We start from the raw sequence: 16,841 nt of genomic DNA, 5'->3' as shown, positions 1-16,841 counted from the left end.
CCTGACAGTGGCTTGTCCGGGGTGCTGTCGGGTTCCTACAGTCCACGCGGGTAGGTGGCCGACCCACGCGTCCTCGATATCCCCCGGTGTGGTCACCCTCCGGCATGGTTCACTGCCGTGGTGTATCGAGAAGGGAACTCCCTGTGCCCCACGAGGTAGATCAGTCATTCCTGGCCCTGCCGTCGCGCGCGCTGGCCGACGCGGCGCTCGCCAGAGCGCGGGCCCTCGGCGCGAGCCACGCCGACTTCCGGCTGGAGCGGGTGCGCAGCGCCTCCTGGCGGCTGCGGGACGCCCGGCCGGCCGGCGCGTCGGACAGCACGGACCTCGGGTACGCGGTGCGGGTGGTGCACGGTGGTGCGTGGGGGTTCGCCTCGGGCGTCGACCTGACGATGGACGCCGCGGCGAAGGTGGCCTCGCAGGCCGTCGCGATGGCGAAGCTGTCGGCGAAGGTGATCGCGGCCGCCGGTTCCGACGAGAGGGTGGAGCTGGCGGACGAGCCGGTGCACGGCGAGCGGACCTGGGTCTCGGCGTACGACGTCGACCCCTTCTCCGTACCGGACGAGGAGAAGGCGGCGCTGCTCGCCGAGTGGAGCGGGCGGCTGCTGGGCGCGGAGAGCGTCGCGCATGTGGACGCGTCCCTGATGGCCGTGCACGAGAACAAGTTCTACGCGGACACGGCGGGCACCGTCACCACGCAGCAACGCGTGCGGATCCACCCGCAGTTCACCGCCGTCGCGGTGGACGGGACAAGCGGTGAGTTCGACTCGATGCGGACCATCGCGCCGCCCGCGGGCCGGGGCTGGGAGTATCTGACCGGGACCGGCTGGGACTGGAACGACGAGCTGGAGCGGATCCCCGGGCTCCTCGCGGAGAAGATGCGCGCGCCGGGCGTCGAGGCGGGGGCGTACGACCTGGTCGTCGATCCGTCGAACCTGTGGCTGACCATCCACGAGTCGATCGGCCACGCCACCGAGCTGGACCGGGCGCTGGGGTACGAGGCGGCGTACGCCGGTACCTCGTTCGCCACCTTCGACCAGCTGGGCAAGCTGGCGTACGGCTCCCCCGTGATGAACGTGACCGGTGACCGCACGGCCGAGCACGGGCTCGCGACGGTCGGGTACGACGACGAGGGCGTCGAGGCGCAGTCGTGGGACCTGGTGAAGGACGGCACGCTGGTCGGCTACCAGCTGGACCGCCGCATCGCGAAGCTGACGGGCCTCGGCCGCTCCAACGGCTGCGCGTACGCGGACTCGCCGGGCCACGTCCCCGTACAGCGCATGGCGAACGTGTCCCTGAAGCCGGACCCGGGCGGGCTGTCGACGGAGGACCTGATCGGCGGGGTGGAGCGCGGGATCTATGTGGTCGGCGACCGGTCCTGGTCGATCGACATGCAGCGCTACAACTTCCAGTTCACCGGGCAGCGGTTCTTCCGTATCGAGAACGGCCGGCTGGCCGGGCAGCTGCGCGATGTGGCGTACCAGGCGACGACCACGGACTTCTGGGGCTCGATGGAGAAGGTCGGCGGCCCCCAGACGTACGTCCTCGGCGGCGCGTTCAACTGCGGCAAGGCCCAGCCGGGTCAGATCGCGGCGGTCTCGCACGGCTGCCCCTCCGCCCTCTTCCGGGGCGTCAACATCCTCAATACGACGCAGGAGGCCGGACGATGAGCCGCGTCAGCAAGCCGTACGAGATCGTCGAGCGGGCTCTGGAGCTGTCCACCACGGACGGCCTGGTGGTCATCGCCGACGAGCAGTCCTCCGCCAATCTGCGCTGGGCGGGCAACGCGCTCACCACGAACGGGGTGACCCGGGGGCGGACCCTCACCGTCATCGCGACCGTGGACGGGGCGAAGGGGACGGCGTCCGGCGTCGTCTCCCGGTCCGCGGTGACCAGGGACGACCTGGAGCCGCTGGTGCGGGCCGCCGAGGCCGCCGCGCGGGGCGCGGATCCGGCGGAGGACGCGCAGCCGCTGGTGAGCGGGGCGCCCTCCTCCCCCGACTTCACGGACGCGCCCGCCGAGACCGGCTCGGAGGTCTTCGCCGACTTCGCCCCGGCGCTCGGTGACGCCTTCGCGCGCGCCCGGGCCGGGGGCCGCGAGCTGTACGGCTTCGCGAACCACGAGCTGACCTCCACCTACCTGGGGACGTCGACGGGGCTGCGGCTGCGCCACGACCAGCCGAACGGGACGCTGGAGCTGAACGCGAAGTCGCCGGACCGTACCCGCTCCGCGTGGGCGGGCCGGGCGACCCGGGACTTCGAGGACGTCGACCCGGCGGCGATGGACGCGGAGCTGGCGCAGCGGCTGCGCTGGGCGGAGCGGCGCGTCGAGCTGCCCGCCGGCCGGTACGAGACGCTGCTGCCGCCGGCCGCGGTCGCTGACCTGCTGATCTACCAGCTCTGGTCGTCGACCGCGCGGGACGCCGTGGAGGGCCGGACGGTGTTCTCCACGCCGGGCGGCGGTACGCGGCTGGGCGAGACGCTCGCCCCGCTGCCGCTCACGCTGCGCAGCGACCCGCACGCGCCGGGGCTGGAGTCGGCGCCGTTCGTGATCGCCCACTCCTCCGGCGACAGCGGTTCCGTCTTCGACAACGGACTGCCGCTGGCCCCGACGGACTGGGTCCGGGAGGGGAGGCTGGAGCGGCTGACGACGACCCGGCACACGGCGGGCCTGACCGGGCTGCCGGTCGCCCCGGCCATCGACAACCTGCTGCTGGAGGGCGGCGGCGAGCGGTCGCTGGAGGAGATGGTCGCCGCGACGTCCGGGCGGGCGCTGCTGCTGACCTGCCTCTGGTACATCCGCGAGGTGGATCCGGCGACGCTGCTGCTGACCGGGCTGACCCGGGACGGCGTCTATCTGGTCGAGGACGGCGAGGTGGTCGGCGGGGTGAACAACTTCCGCTTCAACGAGTCGCCGGTGGACCTGCTGTCGCGGGCATCGGAGGCGGGGCGTACGGAGAAGACGCTGCCGCGCGAGTGGGGCGACTGGTTCACCCGGGCCGCGATGCCGGCGCTGCGCATCCCGGACTTCAACATGAGCTCGGTCAGCCCGGGGGTGTGACCCGCCTAGACTGACCCGTACATCTACCAGCGTCTCTGCCAGTCATAAGGAGCACCGGAACCGTGACGGACATCGTCGACGAGCTGAAGTGGCGCGGGCTGTTCGCCCAGTCCACTGACGAGGACGCACTGCGCAAGGCTCTCGCGGACGGTCCCGTCACCTTCTATTGCGGCTTCGACCCGACCGCGGCCAGCCTGCACGTGGGGCACCTGGTGCAGGTGCTCACCATGCGGCGGCTCCAGCAGGCCGGGCTGAAGCCGCTCGCCCTGGTGGGGGGTGCGACGGGCCAGATCGGTGACCCGCGGCCCACCGCCGAGCGCACGCTGAACGACCCGGAGACGATCGCCGCGTGGGTGGCCCGGCTGCGTTCGCAGATCGAGCCGTTCCTGTCCTTCGAGGGCGAGAACGCGGCGACGATGGTCAACAACCTGGACTGGACCGCGGGCATGTCCGCGATCGAGTTCCTGCGGGACATCGGCAAGCACTTCCGGGTCAACAAGATGCTCACCAAGGACTCGGTCGCCCGGCGGCTGGAGTCCCAGGAGGGCATCAGCTACACGGAGTTCAGCTACCAGCTGCTCCAGGGCATGGACTTCCTGGAGCTGTACCGCCGGCACGGCTGCACCCTTCAGCAGGGCGGCAGCGACCAGTGGGGCAACCTCACCGCGGGCATCGACCTGATCCACCGGCTGGAGCCGGGCGCGGTCGTGCACGCGCTGGCGACGCCGCTGATGACGAAGGCGGACGGGACGAAGTTCGGCAAGTCCGAGAGCGGCGCCGTCTGGCTCGACCCGGAGATGACGACGCCGTACGCGTTCTACCAGTTCTGGCTGAACGTGGACGACCGGGACGTCTCGCGCTACCTGCGCATCCTCAGCTTCAAGAGCCGTGAGGAGCTGGAGGAGCTGGAGAAGCTGACCGAGGAGCGGCCGCAGGCCCGATCCGCGCAGCGCGCGCTGGCCGAGGAGCTGACCACGCTGGTGCACGGCGGTGCGCAGTGCGCCGCGGTCATCGCGGCGTCGAAGGCGCTGTTCGGGCAGGGTGACCTGGCCGAGCTGGACGAGGCGACGCTGGGCGCGGCCCTGTCCGAGGTGCCGGGCGCCACCGTCACCGAGCTGGGTCCGCTGGTGGACCTGCTGGTGGAAGTCGGTCTGGCACCCAGCAAGTCGGGGGCGCGCCGCACGGTCAAGGAGGGCGGCGCGTACGTGAACAACGTGAAGGTCGTCGACGGCGAAGTCGCTCCGGACGCCGGGGAGTTGCTGCACGGGCGCTGTGTGGCCCGACGGGTCAGGTTCGCTGTTTACGGTTGCCTCGGAAGGACTGCCAGGCCATGTCGCCGAGGGCGACGACCGCCACGGCGCCCGCCAGTTGCAGCAGGTGACGGATCCAGTCGATGCCCTTGGTGTCCTCCACACCGATCCAGCCGGCCACGGCGTTGCCGAGGATGCTGCCGAGGATGCCGAACACGGCCGTCAGCCAGAGCGGGATGTCCTGTTTGCCCGGCAGGATCGCTCTGGCGATGACACCCAGCACCAGTCCCACGATGATTGCCCACAACCAGCTCATTTCGCCTCCTCGTGCGGCGCGGAGTGCGCGTCCGCCCAGTCTCGGCCCGCCGTCCGGGGGGCGCATGCCCGGTTGGGCCGTCCGAGGGACCTCGGCACGCCCCCGCTCCGCCCCCGTCCCCTCGTACAGCTCGCCCCGGTCGCCCGCCCGGTCGGTGCCGGGCGTACCGTGGATGCGGCCCGGTCCGGGAGCGTCCGGCGACGAGATCTGGTGGTGGAGCATGCTGCGGAAGAGCGCGGGTACGGAGGTCATCCGGATCACGGGCGCCCGTCAGGGGCTGACGGACGACGTCCGCCGCCGACAGCGACGCTATGTGATCTCGATGTCGGTGCGCACGGTGTCGGTGGTACTGGCCGCGGTGCTGTGGAACGTGGAGCGGCATGTGGCGATCGTGGCGCTCGCGCTGGGGGTGCTGCTGCCGTACGTGGCGGTGGTCATCGCCAACGCGGGCCGGGAGAACGCGACTTCGCTGCCGACGACGTTCGTGCAGATGCCGCTGCGGCCTGCTGTGGAGGCCGCCCCGGTGCCCGGTCCGGCGGAGTCCGGGGAGGCCGAGGGGGCGTCCGGCGGAGCCCGGCCGCCGCATGAGCACACCTGAGCCCGCACGTCCCTCAAAGCTCAATAAAAGCTCAGATCAATCATGACGTTCCGGTGCACCGCACCCCGGTGCCCGTGACATACTTCGAAAGCGCTCCGCATCCCCCGTCGGAGCGACGGACCGACGCCGGGCAGCTCCCCCCGTGGCTGCTCGGCGTCGCCCTTTCTCCGGCCGGGGATGCGTCAGAAAGCTCGTGGAGCACCTGACTTAGGCTGGGCCACGTGATTTTTCCCGAGACGTCCGCCGAGAGTCCCACCGGTGCCCCGCTCTGTTCCGCCAAGGGCTGCCGGGCCGCCGCCGTGTGGGTGCTCGCCTGGAACAACCCCAAACTGCACACGCCCGAGCGACGCAAGACCTGGCTGGCCTGCGACGAGCACCGGGAGCACCTGTCCTCGTTCCTCGGTGTACGGGGTTTCCTCAAGGACGTCGTGGCGCTGGAGGACTGGGGAGCCGGGGACGGGAAGGAGACCGAGGCCTGATCCCGGGGATCCTCGGGGGTTCTTCATCGCCCCTCGGAGGCCTTGGTCCTCGGCCCCTCGGAGCTCGGGCGCCCGGCCTCAGCCGCCGATCGCCGACATCGGGCGGTCGGGCTGCAGGAAGGACGGGTCGTCCAGTCCGGAGCCGGCCTTCTTGCCCCACATGGCCGTCTTCCAGAGCTGGGCGATCTCCTCGTCCGGCGCGTCCCCGCGCAGTGCCCCTCGCAGGTCCGTCTCCTCACGGGCGAAGAGGCAGGTGCGGACCTGGCCGTCGGCGGTGAGCCGGGTGCGGTCGCAGGCGCGGCAGAACGGGCGGGTGACGGAGGCGATCACGCCGACGCGGTGCGGACCGCCGTCGACGGTCCAGCGCTCGGCGGGGGCGGAGCCGCGGGACTCGTCGCCCTCCGCGGTGAGGGTGAAGCGGGTGCGCAGCGAGGCGAGGATGTCCCCGGCGGTGATCATGCCGTCGCGCTTCCAGCCGTGCTGGGCGTCGAGCGGCATCTGCTCGATGAAGCGGAGCTCGTAGTCGTGGGCGACGGCCCAGGCGAGCAGCTCGGGGGCCTCGTCGTCGTTGAGTCCCGGCATCAGGACGGAGTTGACCTTCACCGGGGTGAGCCCGGCCTCGCGGGCGGCCTCCAGGCCGTCCAGCACGTCCTTGTGGCGGTCGCGGCGGGTGAGGGTCTTGAAGACGTCGGGTCGCAGGGTGTCCAGCGAGACGTTGACCCGGTCGAGCCCCGCGGCCTTGAGGGCGGTGGCGGTCCGCTTGAGTCCGATGCCGTTGGTCGTGAGCGACATGCGGGGGCGCGGGGTGAGCCCCGCGCACTGCTCGACGATGGAGACGAGGCCGGGACGGAGCAGGGGCTCGCCGCCGGTGAAGCGGACCTCGGTGATGCCGAGCGAGGTGACGGCGATACGGATCAGGCGGACGATCTCGTCGTCGGAGAGCAGCTCGCTCTTGCCGAGCCACTGGAGGCCCTCTTCGGGCATGCAGTAGGTGCAGCGCAGGTTGCACTTGTCGGTGAGTGATACGCGCAGGTCGGTGGCGACCCGGTCGTAGGTGTCGATGAGCACAGTGGGTCCCTCCCCCGGGGTGTCCGCGGTGGTGCGGTCGCTCTGGTGGCCTCTTGTACTCCCGAGCCTACGTGAGACGTGTGACAACGGGGTGGCTCGTTTGCCACGAGGTGCGGCCGGGCCGCGTCGTAGGACTCTACGACGCGGCCCGGCCGCGGGTGGTGGGTGATGAGCCGAAGGGCCTGCCGGCAGTGGACCGGGGGCGGGTCCTCCCGGTGTGCTCAGTGGGCTCCGACGCCGGTGAGGGACTTGACCTCCAGTTCGGCGTACTTGTCCGTGTCGGGCTTCTCCTTGGAGAGCAGCGAGCCGGCCCAGCCGAGCAGGAAGCCGAGCGGGATCGAGATCAGGCCGGGGTTCTCCAGCGGGAACCAGGCGAAGTCGACGTCCGGGAACATCGAGCTCGGCTTGGAGGAGACGACCGGCGAGAACAGCACCAGCAGGACGGAGGAGGCGAGGCCTCCGTAGATGGACCAGAGGGCCCCCTGGGTGGTGAAGCGCTTCCAGAAGAGGCTGTAGAGGATCGTCGGCAGGTTGGCGGAGGCGGCGACCGCGAAGGCCAGGGCGACGAGCCCGGCGACGTTCAGGTCGCGGGCGAGTGCGCCGAGGCCGATGGAGACGATGCCGATCGCGACGGTGGCCCAGCGTGCGGCGCGGACCTCCTCCTTCTCGGTGGCCTTCCCCCTGCGGATGACGTTGGCGTAGATGTCGTGCGCGAAGGACGAGGAGGAGGCGAGGGTGAGTCCGGCGACGACGGCGAGGATGGTGGCGAAGGCGACGGCGGAGATCACCGCGAGGAGGATGGCGCCGCCGGTGGATCCGGAGCCGCCGCCGATCTCCAGTGCGGCGAGTGGCGCCGCGGTGTTGCCCGCCTTGTTGGAGGCGATGATGTCGCCGGGCTTGAGGATCGCCGCCGCGCCGAAGCCGAGCACGATCGTCATCAGGTAGAAGGCGCCGATGATGCCGATCGCCCAGTTCACGGACTTACGCGCGGCCTTGGCGGTGGGCACGGTGTAGAAGCGGATCAGGATGTGCGGCAGCCCCGCGGTGCCGAGGACCAGGGCGATGCCGAGCGAGATGAAGTCCAGCTTCGAGACGTTGTCGACGCCGTACTTCAGGCCGGGCTCCAGGAAGGCCGCGCCCTTGCCGCTGTTGCTGGCGGCGGTGCCGAGCAGGTCGGAGATGTTGAAGTTGAACTTCAGCAGGATCAGGAAGGTGATGAGCAGGGTGCCCGCGATGAGCAGGACGGCCTTGACCATCTGCACCCAGGTGGTGCCCTTCATGCCGCCGATGGTGACGTAGAGGATCATGAGCACGCCGACGAGGGCGACGATGAGGACCTTCCCGGCGTCGCTGGTGATGCCGAGGAGCAGCGAGACGAGGACGCCCGCGCCGGCCATCTGCGCCAGCAGGTAGAAGATCGAGACGACGATCGTGGATGTGCCGGCGGCGGTGCGGACGGGGCGCTGGCGCATCCGGTAGGCGAGGACGTCGCCCATGGTGTAGCGCCCGGAGTTGCGCAGCGGTTCGGCGACCAGGAGCAGGGCGACGAGCCAGGCGACCAGGAAGCCGATGGAGTACAGGAAGCCGTCGTACCCGAAGAGGGCGATGGCTCCGGCGATGCCGAGGAAGGACGCGGCGGACATGTAGTCGCCGGAGACCGCGAGTCCGTTCTGGAATCCGGTGAACTGGCGGCCGCCCGCGTAGAAGTCGGCGGCGCTCTTGGTCTGGCGGCCCGCCCACACGGTGATGAAGAGGGTCGCCACGACGAAGGCCGCGAACAGCGTGATGATCAGCGGCCGGTGCTCGCTCGCTCCCTCGGTGGCGGCGAGCTGGACGGTGGGATAGAGGGCGTGGGCGGCGCTCATACGTCGGCCTCCATACGGGACTTGATCGCGTCGGCCTTGGGGTCGAGCTTGGTGGCGGCGTGCCGGGAGTAGAGCCAGGCGATGAGGAAGGTGGTGGCGAACTGGGCGAGTCCGAGGACGAGCGCCATGTTGATGTTGCCGACGACCTTGGTGGCCATGAACCCGCCGGCGTAGTTGCAGAGCAGGACGTAGAGCAGGTACCAGGTCACGAAGGCGATGGTCAGGGGGAAGGCGAAGGAGCGGTGGGAGCGGCGCAGGTCGGCGAAGTCCGGGCTCGCCTGCATCGCGACGAACGCCTCGGTGGTGGGCTGGACGGGGCCGGCGGGCGAACCGCCCTCGGGCGGCGGTGCATCGGTAGCCACGGAATCTCCTCGCGACGGGGGTGCGGTGATCTGGGGGACGGTGGGTGTCAAGGGAAGCCTCGTTACCGACGGGGACGGTGATGTGCCTCCTGGACAACGGCACGGAGGGCGCGACGAAGCGGTTCACCGCGTCTTTCGCCTTCCCGGAGGCGCCGCGGTGCGCCCGGTTGCCCGGAAGTCACCCGTTCGCATTCAGCCGCACAGGTCACTCTTCGAACTCACTTGCCCGTAAGCGTTGATGCGCCGGGATGATCAGCGATAGCTTCACTCGTCATGTACGCGACCGAACACGCCAGGTGTCCGGTCGTTCGGCACGGATGATGTGGAGACCCCATGGCTCATCTGGCATCGAGACGGACCCGCGCACTCGCGGTGCCCGTCGGACTCGCGCTGACCGCCTCGCTCGGCTTCCTGCCGACGGCGACGGCCACGGCGGCGCCCACCGGGGAGCAGGCCGCCGCGAGTGTGCGGACCGACGGACCGAAGCTGTCCTACGTGGTCAACACGCGGGGCGGACACGGCACAGTCAAGAACGTCAAGAAGGCGATCGCCAAGGCCGGCGGCACCGTCGTCATCGCCTATGAGCAGATCGGCGTCATCGTCGTCCACTCGCAGAACCCCGCCTTCGGCGAAACGATCCGCCGGGTACGCGGCGTGGAGTCGGCGGGCGCCACCCGCACGAACCCGATCGTGCCGCAGGCCACCAAGGACGTCGGCGCGATAGCGCAGCCGCTCACCGCCGAGCAGGCGGCGGCCGCCGCCGCGGACGCGAAGGCCGGCGAGGACCCGCTGGAGCCCCTCCAGTGGTCGCTGCCCGCGATCAAGGCGGACAAGGCGCACGAGAAGTCGCTGGGCTCGAAGCGGGTGACGGTCGCCGTCATCGACACGGGCGTCGACGACACCCACCCGGACCTGGCCCCGAACTTCGACACCGGCGCCTCGGCCAACTGCGTGTCGGGCGCTCCGGACACCACCGCCGGCTCCTGGCGTCCGGCGGCGGGCGAGAGCGACCACGGCACACATGTGGCGGGCACCATCGCCGCCGCGAAGAACGGCGGCGGTGTCACCGGCGTCGCCCCCGGCGTGAAGGTGTCGGGCATCAAGGTGTCGAACCCGAACGGGTTCTTCTACACCGAGGCCGTCGTCTGCGGGTTCCTCTGGGCCGCCGAGCGCGGTGTCGAGGTGACCAACAACAGCTACTACACCGACCCGTGGCTGTTCAACTGCAAGAACGACCCGGACCAGGGTGCCCTGGTCGACGCCCTCACCCGCGCCGTGAAGTACGCGGAGCGCAAGGGCACGGTCAACGTCGCCGCGGCCGGGAACTCCCGCCACGACCTGGCGCTCGACGCGATCGAGGACACGACCAGCCCGAACGACACCGAGACGGTCACGCGGACGATCGACCCGAGCGCGTGCCCGGACATCCCGACCATGCTGCCGGGTGTCGTGACGGTCTCCGCGACGGGTGCGAAGGGCCTGAAGTCCTCGTACTCGAACTACGGCAAGGGCATCATCGACGTGGCCGCCCCGGGCGGTGACTCGACGGTCTACCAGACCCCCGAGCCGCCGGCCGTCAACGGGCTGATCCTGTCGACGCTGCCGGGCGGCAAGTTCGGTTACAAGGCCGGTACGTCGATGGCGTCCCCGCACGTCGCGGGCGTCGTGGCGCTGATCAAGTCCAAGCACCCCTACGCCTCGCCGGCCGCGGTGAAGGCGCTGCTGACGCTCCAGGCGGACGCGAAGGCGTGCGGTGAGCCGTACGACATCAACGGTGACGGTGTCATCGACGCGGTGTGCGAGGGCGGCAAGAACTACAACGGCTTCTACGGGGCCGGCGTGGTCGACGCGCTGGACGCGGTGCGCTGGTAGGCACTCCGAGCGAGGAGAGAGGGCCCGGGGAGGACGTTCTCCCCGGGCCCTCTCCCCGTGCCGGGGCGCTACGGCGTGATGAGCACCTTCAGCGCGGTCCGCTCGTCCATCTCCTTGTAGCCGACGGGTACCTCGTCCAGGCCGATGGACCGGTCGAAGACGGGCGACGGGTCGATCGTGCCGTCCAGCACGTCGGGGAGCAGTTCCGGTATGTACCGGCGTACGGGGGCGACGCCGCCGCGCAGGGCGATGTTCCGGCCGAACATCACGCCGAGGTCCACGCCGGTGGCGCTGCCGTGCGGCACGCCCACGTAGCCGATGGAACCGCCGTCGCGGACGATGCCGAGGGCGGTGCGCATCGACTGCTCGGTGCCGACGGCCTCGATGACGCTGTGCGCGCCCTCGCCCCGGGTCAGTTCGCGGACGGCGGCGAGGGCGGCGTCGCCGCGTTCGGCGACCACGTCGGTCGCGCCGAAGCGACGGGCGATGTCGGTGCGCGCGGTGTGGCGGCCGAGCGCGATGACCCGCTCGGCGCCGAGCCGCTCGGCGGCGAGCACCCCGCACAGGCCGACCGCGCCGTCACCGACGACCGCGACGGTGCTGCCCGGCCCGACGCCCGCGCCGACAGCGGCGTGGTGGCCGGTGCCCAGGACGTCGGAGAGCGCGAGCAGGGCGGTGAGCAGGCGGTCGTCGGAGGCGGCGGCGGCCGGGAGCTTGACCAGGGTGCCGTCGGCGTGGGGGACGCGGACGGCCTCGCCCTGGCCGCCGTCCGACTGCGCGCCGTCCGGGCCGACCGAGCCCCAGAAGCCGCCCTCGGGGCAGGAGGTGGTGAGGCCCTCGGCGCAGTAGGTGCAGGTGCCGTCGGACCAGACGAACGGGGCGACGGCCAGATCGCCCACGGCGAACCCGTTGACGCCGGATCCCGCCTCCTCGACGACGCCGAGGAATTCGTGGCCGATGCGCTGACCGGGCCGCCGGGCCGACTCGCCCCGGTAGGCCCACAGGTCGCTGCCGCAGATGCAGGCCCGCAGGACCCTGAGCACCACGTCGGTGGGGTGCTGGATCCCCGGGTCCGGCACCTCCTGCACCCGGATGTCGTGGGGGGCGTGGATGACGGTGGCGCGCATACGTTCGGGGTCCTTGCCGGTCTCAGATGCTGGTACCCGGTTCACGGTACGCCCCGGTACGCCCGGTTCCGCCGGCCGGGGCCGCCGTGAGCACCCCGAGGGTCAGCAGGGCCTGGGCGGCGATGTAGGTGAGCATCACCCAGAAGTCGGGGGCGGGCGCCTGCGGCCAGTCCGCGATGCCGGTGGCGATGAGGGCGTCGGAGATCAGGAAGAGCGCCCCGCCGGCCGCCGCGTACCGGCCGAGCACGCCGGCCCGCCAGGCCACGGCCGTGAGCAGCAGGCTGTAGCCGGTCAGCGGGATACGCAGGTCCGCCGGGAGGTCAGGCCAGATCAGCACGAGGAAGACGACCAGGACGAGGGCGTAGGCGACGCCCGTGGCCAGCGGCGCACGGGCCCGGTCGCGGCCGAACAGCGTCAGGTAGCAGACGTGGCCGACGGCGAAGGAGCCCATGCCGACGAGGAAGGCCAGGTCGTCGTCGGCGAGCAGGAAGACGTCGCCGCCCCACCCGAACAGCAGGGCCGCGACGAGGAGCCGGGGTCCGCCGCGGAGTGCCGCGTACCCGGCGAGCAGCGGCATCAGCAGCGGCTTCGCGACCAGGTGGACGGTGTCGGCCCCGGCGATCAGCCCGGCCAGGTCGACCGTGGCGGCGACGAGGAAGGCGAGGAGGACGGAGCGGGCGAAGCGCTCGGCTCCGCGGGTGCTCGCGGGGCGGGAGTCGGTGGCGCTCACAGGGCGCGTTCCGGGGCGGAGGTCTCCATGGACACGTGCACGGGTTCCGCTGCCGCGATCCCGGCCCCCGCCCCCGCCTTCGGCGCCGGCTGCCAGCCGGGCCCGCGGAAGACCCGTCCGGCCCGCTCGCTCCAGGTGCCGGCGGCCCGGACGTCCCGGGCGATGGCGGCGTACTCGTGGGTCGCGACGCGCAGCGGGTTGTGGGTGGAGATGTTCTTGGTGAGCCCGTAGACGGGCCGCTCGGTCTCGGCCGCGAAGGATCCGAACATCCGGTCCCAGATGATCAGGATCCCGCCGTAGTTGCGGTCCAGGTAGCCGCCTTGGGAGGCGTGGTGGACGCGGTGGTGGGAGGGCGTGTTGAGGACGTACTCGAAGGGGCGCGGGAGCTTGCCGACGCGCTCGGTGTGCACCCAGAACTGGTAGACGAGATTGGCCGACTGGCAGAACGCGAGCGCCGCCGGGTGCACCCCGCAGGCGATCAGCGGCAGGTAGAAGGGCCAGACGGTCGCGGAGGTCCAGGGCTGGCGCAGCGCGGTGGTGAGGTTGAACTTCTCGCTGGAGTGGTGGACCACGTGGCAGGCCCACAGGATCCGGATCACGTGGTGGCCGCGGTGGGACCAGTAGTAGAAGAAGTCCTGGGCGAGGAGCATCAGCGGGACGGTCCACCACAGCACGGGCACCCGCAGCGGCGTCAGCTCGTACACACCCATGTAGATCGCCAGGATGGGGATCTTCCACAGCAGGTCGAAGCCCAGGCTGCCGATGCCCATGGTGAGGCTGGTGGCGGCGTCCCTGGTCTCGTACCCGGCGGCGTCCTCGTCCGGGTGGAGGCGGTAGCTGACCATCTCGATCACGGTGAGCAGCACGAAGGCCGGTATTGACCACAGCACGACATCGGGCAGGTTCGGCTCCATGCGAGCACCGTAGGGCCGCGGGCCGGCGAGGGCTAGACGTTGTTACCCACAAGTATGCGAGACCTGGTGTCAGCAGTCTTTGGCACCTTCTGCCAAGGGACGACGGGCCGCTAGATCCGTGGCGCGCATCGAAGCGCCTTCCTGAGCTCCCTCTTGCGCGGGGGCGGCTCCGCGGTGTGCTTCCTTCTCCACCTCTACGACACTCCTAGCGCACCCACTCTCCGCCCCCGCCTCCTTCCTCCTCCCTCTCCTCCCCTGGGGCCTGTTCGTCCGTGCCGCCGTCACTGTCGTCCGTGCTGCTCCGGCGTCTTCGGACGGTGTACGTCGGGGAGGCCGGGCGCCGGCCCGGTGACCCGCCGACGACGACCGGGCTGGTGGCCCTGGAGGCCGGGCTCCTGGACCGCGGGTTCGCCCTGACGCCGGGGCTGCGCACCGCCCTCGCCTCTCCGGGGCCGGCCGGACCGGCGGACACGGGGAAGCAGTTGGTGCGGCACATCGACGCGGAGCTGGGCGCGGACCGCACCCACATGCCGCTCTTCCGCGGCTTCCCGGCCTCCGTGCCGGACGACACGCTCCAGCTGTACGTGGACCGGGTGTTCACCCTGCTGTTCCAGCGGCCGCACCAGCCGTGCGCGCTCTGCACCACCGTCGGCAGCGTGCGACCGGTCGCCCCGTGCGCTGGGATCTGGCGGTGCGGCACGCGGCGGCCCGGACCGACGAGGTGGCGGCCTCCCGCGGGGACGCACTCGTGCGCTACCACCGCGCGGCCGGGGAGGAAACGGCGGCCTTCGCGGACCGGATACGCACGCTCGACCGGGTGACCGCGGGCGATCCGGCCGCGGCGCTCGGCTGACCCGAAGGCGCTGGGCACGGAGCGGAGTTGCGGGGCCCCGACGCCTCACCGCACCCGGCCCCGCCCGGCCGAATAGGGGACTGTCAGTCGCGGCCCGTATTCTCTGTGACCATGCTCGACGACCGCCAGACAGCCGCACCATGGCCGACCGCCTACCCCCAGGGGTACGCGGTCGTCGACGTGGAGACCACCGGACTCGCCCGCGACGACCGGATAGTGTCCGCCGCCGTCTACCGGCTGGACGCCCTGGGCAATGTCGAGGACCACTGGTACACGCTGGTCAACCCGGAGCGGGACCCCGGTCCCGTCTGGATCCACGGGCTGACGAGCGAGGTGCTCGAAGGCGCGCCGCTCTTCCCCGACGTGGCCACCGAGTTGTCGGAACGGCTCGCGGACCGGGTGCTCGTCGCGCACAACGCGGCGTTCGACTGGTCGATGATCGCCCGGGAGTACGCGCGTGCGTCGGTGATCGCCCCGGTCGAGCACCGGCTGTGCACGATCGCGCTGGCCAAGGAGTTGCGGCTGCCGCTGCCCAACCACAAGCTTGCCTCGCTCGCCGCGCACTTCGGAGTCGTACAGCAGCAGGCCCACCACGCCCTGGACGACGCCCGGGTGCTGGCCGAGGCGTTCCGGCCGAGCCTGCACGCCGCGGCCCGGGGCGGGGTGCGGCTGCCGTTGCTGGAGTGCCGTCCGCTGACCGAGTGGTCCGACTCCCCCGTCACCCCGCGCGTCGGCTATCAGCCCTCCCGGCAGCAGAACAGCTGGCGGCCCTCGCGCAAGCGGCCGGCCTGCCCGTATCCCAATCCGGGGCGGTACGAGAAGGAGAAGCCGCTCCAGCAGGGGATGCGGGTGGCCTTCTCCGGGGACACCTCGATCGACCGGGAGCTGCTGGAGGACCGGGCGGTGGAGGCCGGCCTGCACGTGGCGACCAGTGTGTCGCGGCTGACCAGTCTGCTGGTGACCAACGACCCCGACGCCGCCACGTCCAAGACACAGAAGGCGAAGACCTTCGGGACGCCGATCCTGGAGGAGAGCGCCTTCACCCATCTGCTGCGCGACGTGGCCCCCGCCGAACCGGTTCCGGGGGTGATCCTGCCGCACCAGGCCCCCGCACCGTCATCGGAGTGAACCGGTCGCGACTCGCCCGGCGGCCGCTCGCCCCGTGGCCACCGGGCGTCCCACCCTGTGGCGCATGGCACGTTGTGAGGTTTGCGGAAACGACTACGGCATGTCCTTCGAGGTGCACGCGCAGGGCGCGGTGCACGTCTTCGACTGCTTCTCCTGCGCCATCCACCGCATGGCGCCGATCTGCGAGCACTGCCGGGTCCAGGTGATCGGGCAGGGCGTCGAGGTCGACGGGCACTGGTACTGCGGCGCCCACTGCGCCCGCGCCGAGGGGAAGGCGGGCATCGTGGACAGAGCCTGACGTAACACCCCGCCGCCGGGCCGCTCCGGCTCCACCCCTGAGTGCCGCACCCCATGACCCCGGTTGTACGGTCATGGGGTGTACCGCTTCCTCCTGACCCGGCAGTGGGTGATCCTCACCCTGCTCGGCCTCGCGCTGATCCCGACGATGATCGAGCTGGGTTTCTGGCAGTTCCACAAGCACGGGCACCGGGTCGAGCAGAACGGGCTGATCTCCCGGAACCTCGACGCGCGGCCGGTCCCGGTCTCCGAGCTCACCTCTCCCGGACACACCGTCCCGCGTTCGGACTACTGGCGGGCGGTCACCGCGACGGGGACGTTCGACACCGAGCACGAGGTGGTCGTCCGCCGCCGGACCTCGGACGACGACCGCATCGGCGTCCACGTCCTGACCCCGCTGGACCTCAAGGGCGGCGGCACCGTCCTGGTCAACCGCGGCTGGGTCCCGGCCGCGCCGAACCAGACCGCCTTCCCCGACGTGCCGCCCGCGCCCCGGGGCGAAGTGACCGTCGCCGGCCGCCTCAAGGCGGACGAGACGACCGGCAGCAGCGGCATCAAGGACCTGGCGGGGCTGCCGGACCGGCAGGTGATGCTGATCAACAGCGACCAGCAGTCCCAGCTGCTTTCCCGGACGGTCCTCGGCGGATACATCGAGCAGACCGAGCCCCGGCCGACGGGTGATCTGCCGGAGCAGATCGCCTCCCCCGACGACAGCTCGATCGGCCCGCACATGGCCTACGCCGTCCAGTGGTGGCTGTTCGTCGCCGCCGTCCCGGTCGGCTGGATCATTCTCGTACGCCGTGAGAAGCGCGACCGTGAGCAGGCCGAGAACGCGACGGCCGACGCCCCCGAGCAGCCCGCACCGGCGAGCGCCTGAGGTCCTGGGCACACCCTCGGGCCTCATGGCTGGTTGACATGGGCCAG

The 16,841-nt window shown here is 71.3% G+C and carries 16 protein-coding genes and 1 pseudogene; 10 read left to right on the top strand and 7 right to left on the bottom strand.

The annotated features are described in order from the left end of the window. The first annotated feature begins 143 nt into the window (after nt 1-143). The 3 genes and pseudogenes from HET64_RS08830 to tyrS form a co-directional block, all read left to right on the top strand. Nucleotides 144-1,667, top strand: coding sequence for a TldD/PmbA family protein (locus HET64_RS08830; protein WP_215103504.1), 1,524 nt, complete (start codon nt 144-146; stop codon nt 1,665-1,667). Continuing rightward, nucleotides 1,664-3,058 (top strand): metallopeptidase TldD-related protein, encoded by a 1,395-nt coding sequence (locus HET64_RS08825; protein WP_215103503.1) that lies wholly within the window; start codon nt 1,664-1,666, stop codon nt 3,056-3,058. The genes HET64_RS08830 and HET64_RS08825 overlap by 4 nt, the downstream gene beginning before the upstream one ends. A 62-nt stretch (nt 3,059-3,120) precedes the next feature. Further along, nucleotides 3,121-4,344: pseudogene (gene tyrS, locus HET64_RS08820) on the top strand (tyrosine--tRNA ligase); the annotation flags it as partial. A 1-nt stretch (nt 4,345) separates the two neighbouring features. Here the strand turns inward: tyrS and HET64_RS38920 are convergent. Next, complete coding sequence (locus HET64_RS38920; protein WP_251145012.1) at nt 4,346-4,624, bottom strand: GlsB/YeaQ/YmgE family stress response membrane protein; 279 nt, start codon at nt 4,622-4,624, stop codon at nt 4,346-4,348. 220 nt (nt 4,625-4,844) lie between these two features. Between HET64_RS38920 and HET64_RS08815 the strand changes: the two genes are divergently transcribed. Both HET64_RS08815 and HET64_RS08810 read left to right on the top strand, forming a co-directional pair. Further along, nucleotides 4,845-5,222: a DUF3099 domain-containing protein gene (locus HET64_RS08815; protein ID WP_215103502.1), complete on the top strand. Its 378-nt coding sequence runs from the start codon at nt 4,845-4,847 to the stop codon at nt 5,220-5,222. Nucleotides 5,223-5,443: 221 nt separating this feature from the next. Beyond that, nucleotides 5,444-5,701, top strand: coding sequence for a hypothetical protein (locus HET64_RS08810; protein WP_215103501.1), 258 nt, complete (start codon nt 5,444-5,446; stop codon nt 5,699-5,701). 78 nt (nt 5,702-5,779) lie between these two features. On the opposite strand, the gene moaA is transcribed toward HET64_RS08810, so the two are convergent. The 3 genes from moaA to HET64_RS08795 form a co-directional block, all read right to left on the bottom strand. Then, the gene (gene moaA / locus HET64_RS08805; RefSeq protein WP_215103500.1) at nt 5,780-6,769 is read right to left on the bottom strand and encodes a GTP 3',8-cyclase MoaA; all 990 of its coding nucleotides are present in this window, start codon (nt 6,767-6,769) and stop codon (nt 5,780-5,782) included. A 221-nt stretch (nt 6,770-6,990) separates the two neighbouring features. Beyond that, on the bottom strand, nt 6,991-8,634 hold the full coding sequence (locus tag HET64_RS08800; RefSeq protein WP_215103499.1) for a cation acetate symporter: 1,644 nt from the start codon (nt 8,632-8,634) through the stop codon (nt 6,991-6,993). After that, nucleotides 8,631-8,996 carry a DUF485 domain-containing protein gene (locus HET64_RS08795; protein ID WP_215103498.1) on the bottom strand — a complete coding sequence of 122 codons (366 nt, stop codon included), beginning with the start codon at nt 8,994-8,996 and terminating at the stop codon, nt 8,631-8,633. Before HET64_RS08795 ends, HET64_RS08800 begins: the two co-directional genes overlap by 4 nt. Before the next feature lie 333 nt (nt 8,997-9,329). Here HET64_RS08795 and HET64_RS08790 point away from each other — a divergent pair, with 333 nt between their 5' ends. After that, nucleotides 9,330-10,868: a S8 family serine peptidase gene (locus HET64_RS08790; RefSeq protein ID WP_215103497.1), complete on the top strand. Its 1,539-nt coding sequence runs from the start codon at nt 9,330-9,332 to the stop codon at nt 10,866-10,868. Between the two features lie 68 nt (nt 10,869-10,936). On the opposite strand, the gene HET64_RS08785 is transcribed toward HET64_RS08790, so the two are convergent. From HET64_RS08785 to HET64_RS08775, 3 genes are read right to left on the bottom strand one after another with little or no spacing between them, the layout of a single operon-like run. After that, nucleotides 10,937-11,995 (bottom strand): zinc-dependent alcohol dehydrogenase family protein, encoded by a 1,059-nt coding sequence (locus tag HET64_RS08785; RefSeq protein ID WP_215103496.1) that lies wholly within the window; start codon nt 11,993-11,995, stop codon nt 10,937-10,939. A 22-nt stretch (nt 11,996-12,017) separates the two neighbouring features. Beyond that, the gene (locus HET64_RS08780; protein WP_215103495.1) at nt 12,018-12,725 is read right to left on the bottom strand and encodes a lysoplasmalogenase; all 708 of its coding nucleotides are present in this window, start codon (nt 12,723-12,725) and stop codon (nt 12,018-12,020) included. Beyond that, on the bottom strand, nt 12,722-13,639 hold the full coding sequence (locus tag HET64_RS08775; RefSeq protein WP_215103494.1) for a sterol desaturase family protein: 918 nt from the start codon (nt 13,637-13,639) through the stop codon (nt 12,722-12,724). Before HET64_RS08775 ends, HET64_RS08780 begins: the two co-directional genes overlap by 4 nt. Nucleotides 13,640-13,932: 293 nt before the next feature. Between HET64_RS08775 and HET64_RS08770 the strand changes: the two genes are divergently transcribed. The 4 genes from HET64_RS08770 to HET64_RS08755 all read left to right on the top strand — a co-directional run bounded on the left by HET64_RS08770 (nt 13,933) and on the right by HET64_RS08755 (nt 16,794). After that, nucleotides 13,933-14,460, top strand: coding sequence for a hypothetical protein (locus HET64_RS08770; protein WP_251145010.1), 528 nt, complete (start codon nt 13,933-13,935; stop codon nt 14,458-14,460). Between the two features lie 137 nt (nt 14,461-14,597). Then, a complete protein-coding gene (locus HET64_RS08765; protein WP_215103493.1) occupies nt 14,598-15,620 on the top strand; it encodes a DEDDh family exonuclease in 1,023 nt (340 codons plus the stop codon). A 64-nt stretch (nt 15,621-15,684) separates the two neighbouring features. After that, nucleotides 15,685-15,918, top strand: a complete 234-nt coding sequence (locus tag HET64_RS08760; RefSeq protein WP_215103492.1) for a hypothetical protein — start codon at nt 15,685-15,687, stop codon at nt 15,916-15,918. A gap of 78 nt (nt 15,919-15,996) precedes the next feature. After that, a complete protein-coding gene (locus HET64_RS08755) occupies nt 15,997-16,794 on the top strand; it encodes an SURF1 family protein (protein WP_215103491.1) in 798 nt (265 codons plus the stop codon). Nucleotides 16,795-16,841: the final 47 nt, after the last annotated feature.

The sequence above is a fragment of the Streptomyces sp. McG3 genome, from assembly GCF_018619185.1.
In the GTDB taxonomy this organism is placed as follows: domain Bacteria; phylum Actinomycetota; class Actinomycetes; order Streptomycetales; family Streptomycetaceae; genus Streptomyces.
The sequence above is the reverse complement of the archived record's forward strand: the minus strand, read 5'-3'. Positions and strand labels throughout refer to the sequence as shown.

Excerpts from the sequence above, each read along its gene's own strand:
- HET64_RS08790 (WP_215103497.1), top strand. The coding sequence starts at position 9,330 with ATGGCTCATCTGGCATCGAGACGGACCCGCGCACTCGCGGTGCCCGTC.
- HET64_RS38920 (WP_251145012.1), bottom strand. The coding sequence starts at position 4,624 with ATGAGCTGGTTGTGGGCAATCATCGTGGGACTGGTGCTGGGTGTCATC.
- HET64_RS08800 (WP_215103499.1), bottom strand. The coding sequence starts at position 8,634 with ATGAGCGCCGCCCACGCCCTCTATCCCACCGTCCAGCTCGCCGCCACC.
- HET64_RS08775 (WP_215103494.1), bottom strand. The coding sequence starts at position 13,639 with ATGGAGCCGAACCTGCCCGATGTCGTGCTGTGGTCAATACCGGCCTTC.
- HET64_RS08785 (WP_215103496.1), bottom strand. The coding sequence starts at position 11,995 with ATGCGCGCCACCGTCATCCACGCCCCCCACGACATCCGGGTGCAGGAG.
- HET64_RS08760 (WP_215103492.1), top strand. The coding sequence starts at position 15,685 with ATGGCACGTTGTGAGGTTTGCGGAAACGACTACGGCATGTCCTTCGAG.
- HET64_RS08815 (WP_215103502.1), top strand. The coding sequence starts at position 4,845 with ATGCTGCGGAAGAGCGCGGGTACGGAGGTCATCCGGATCACGGGCGCC.
- HET64_RS08825 (WP_215103503.1), top strand. The coding sequence starts at position 1,664 with ATGAGCCGCGTCAGCAAGCCGTACGAGATCGTCGAGCGGGCTCTGGAG.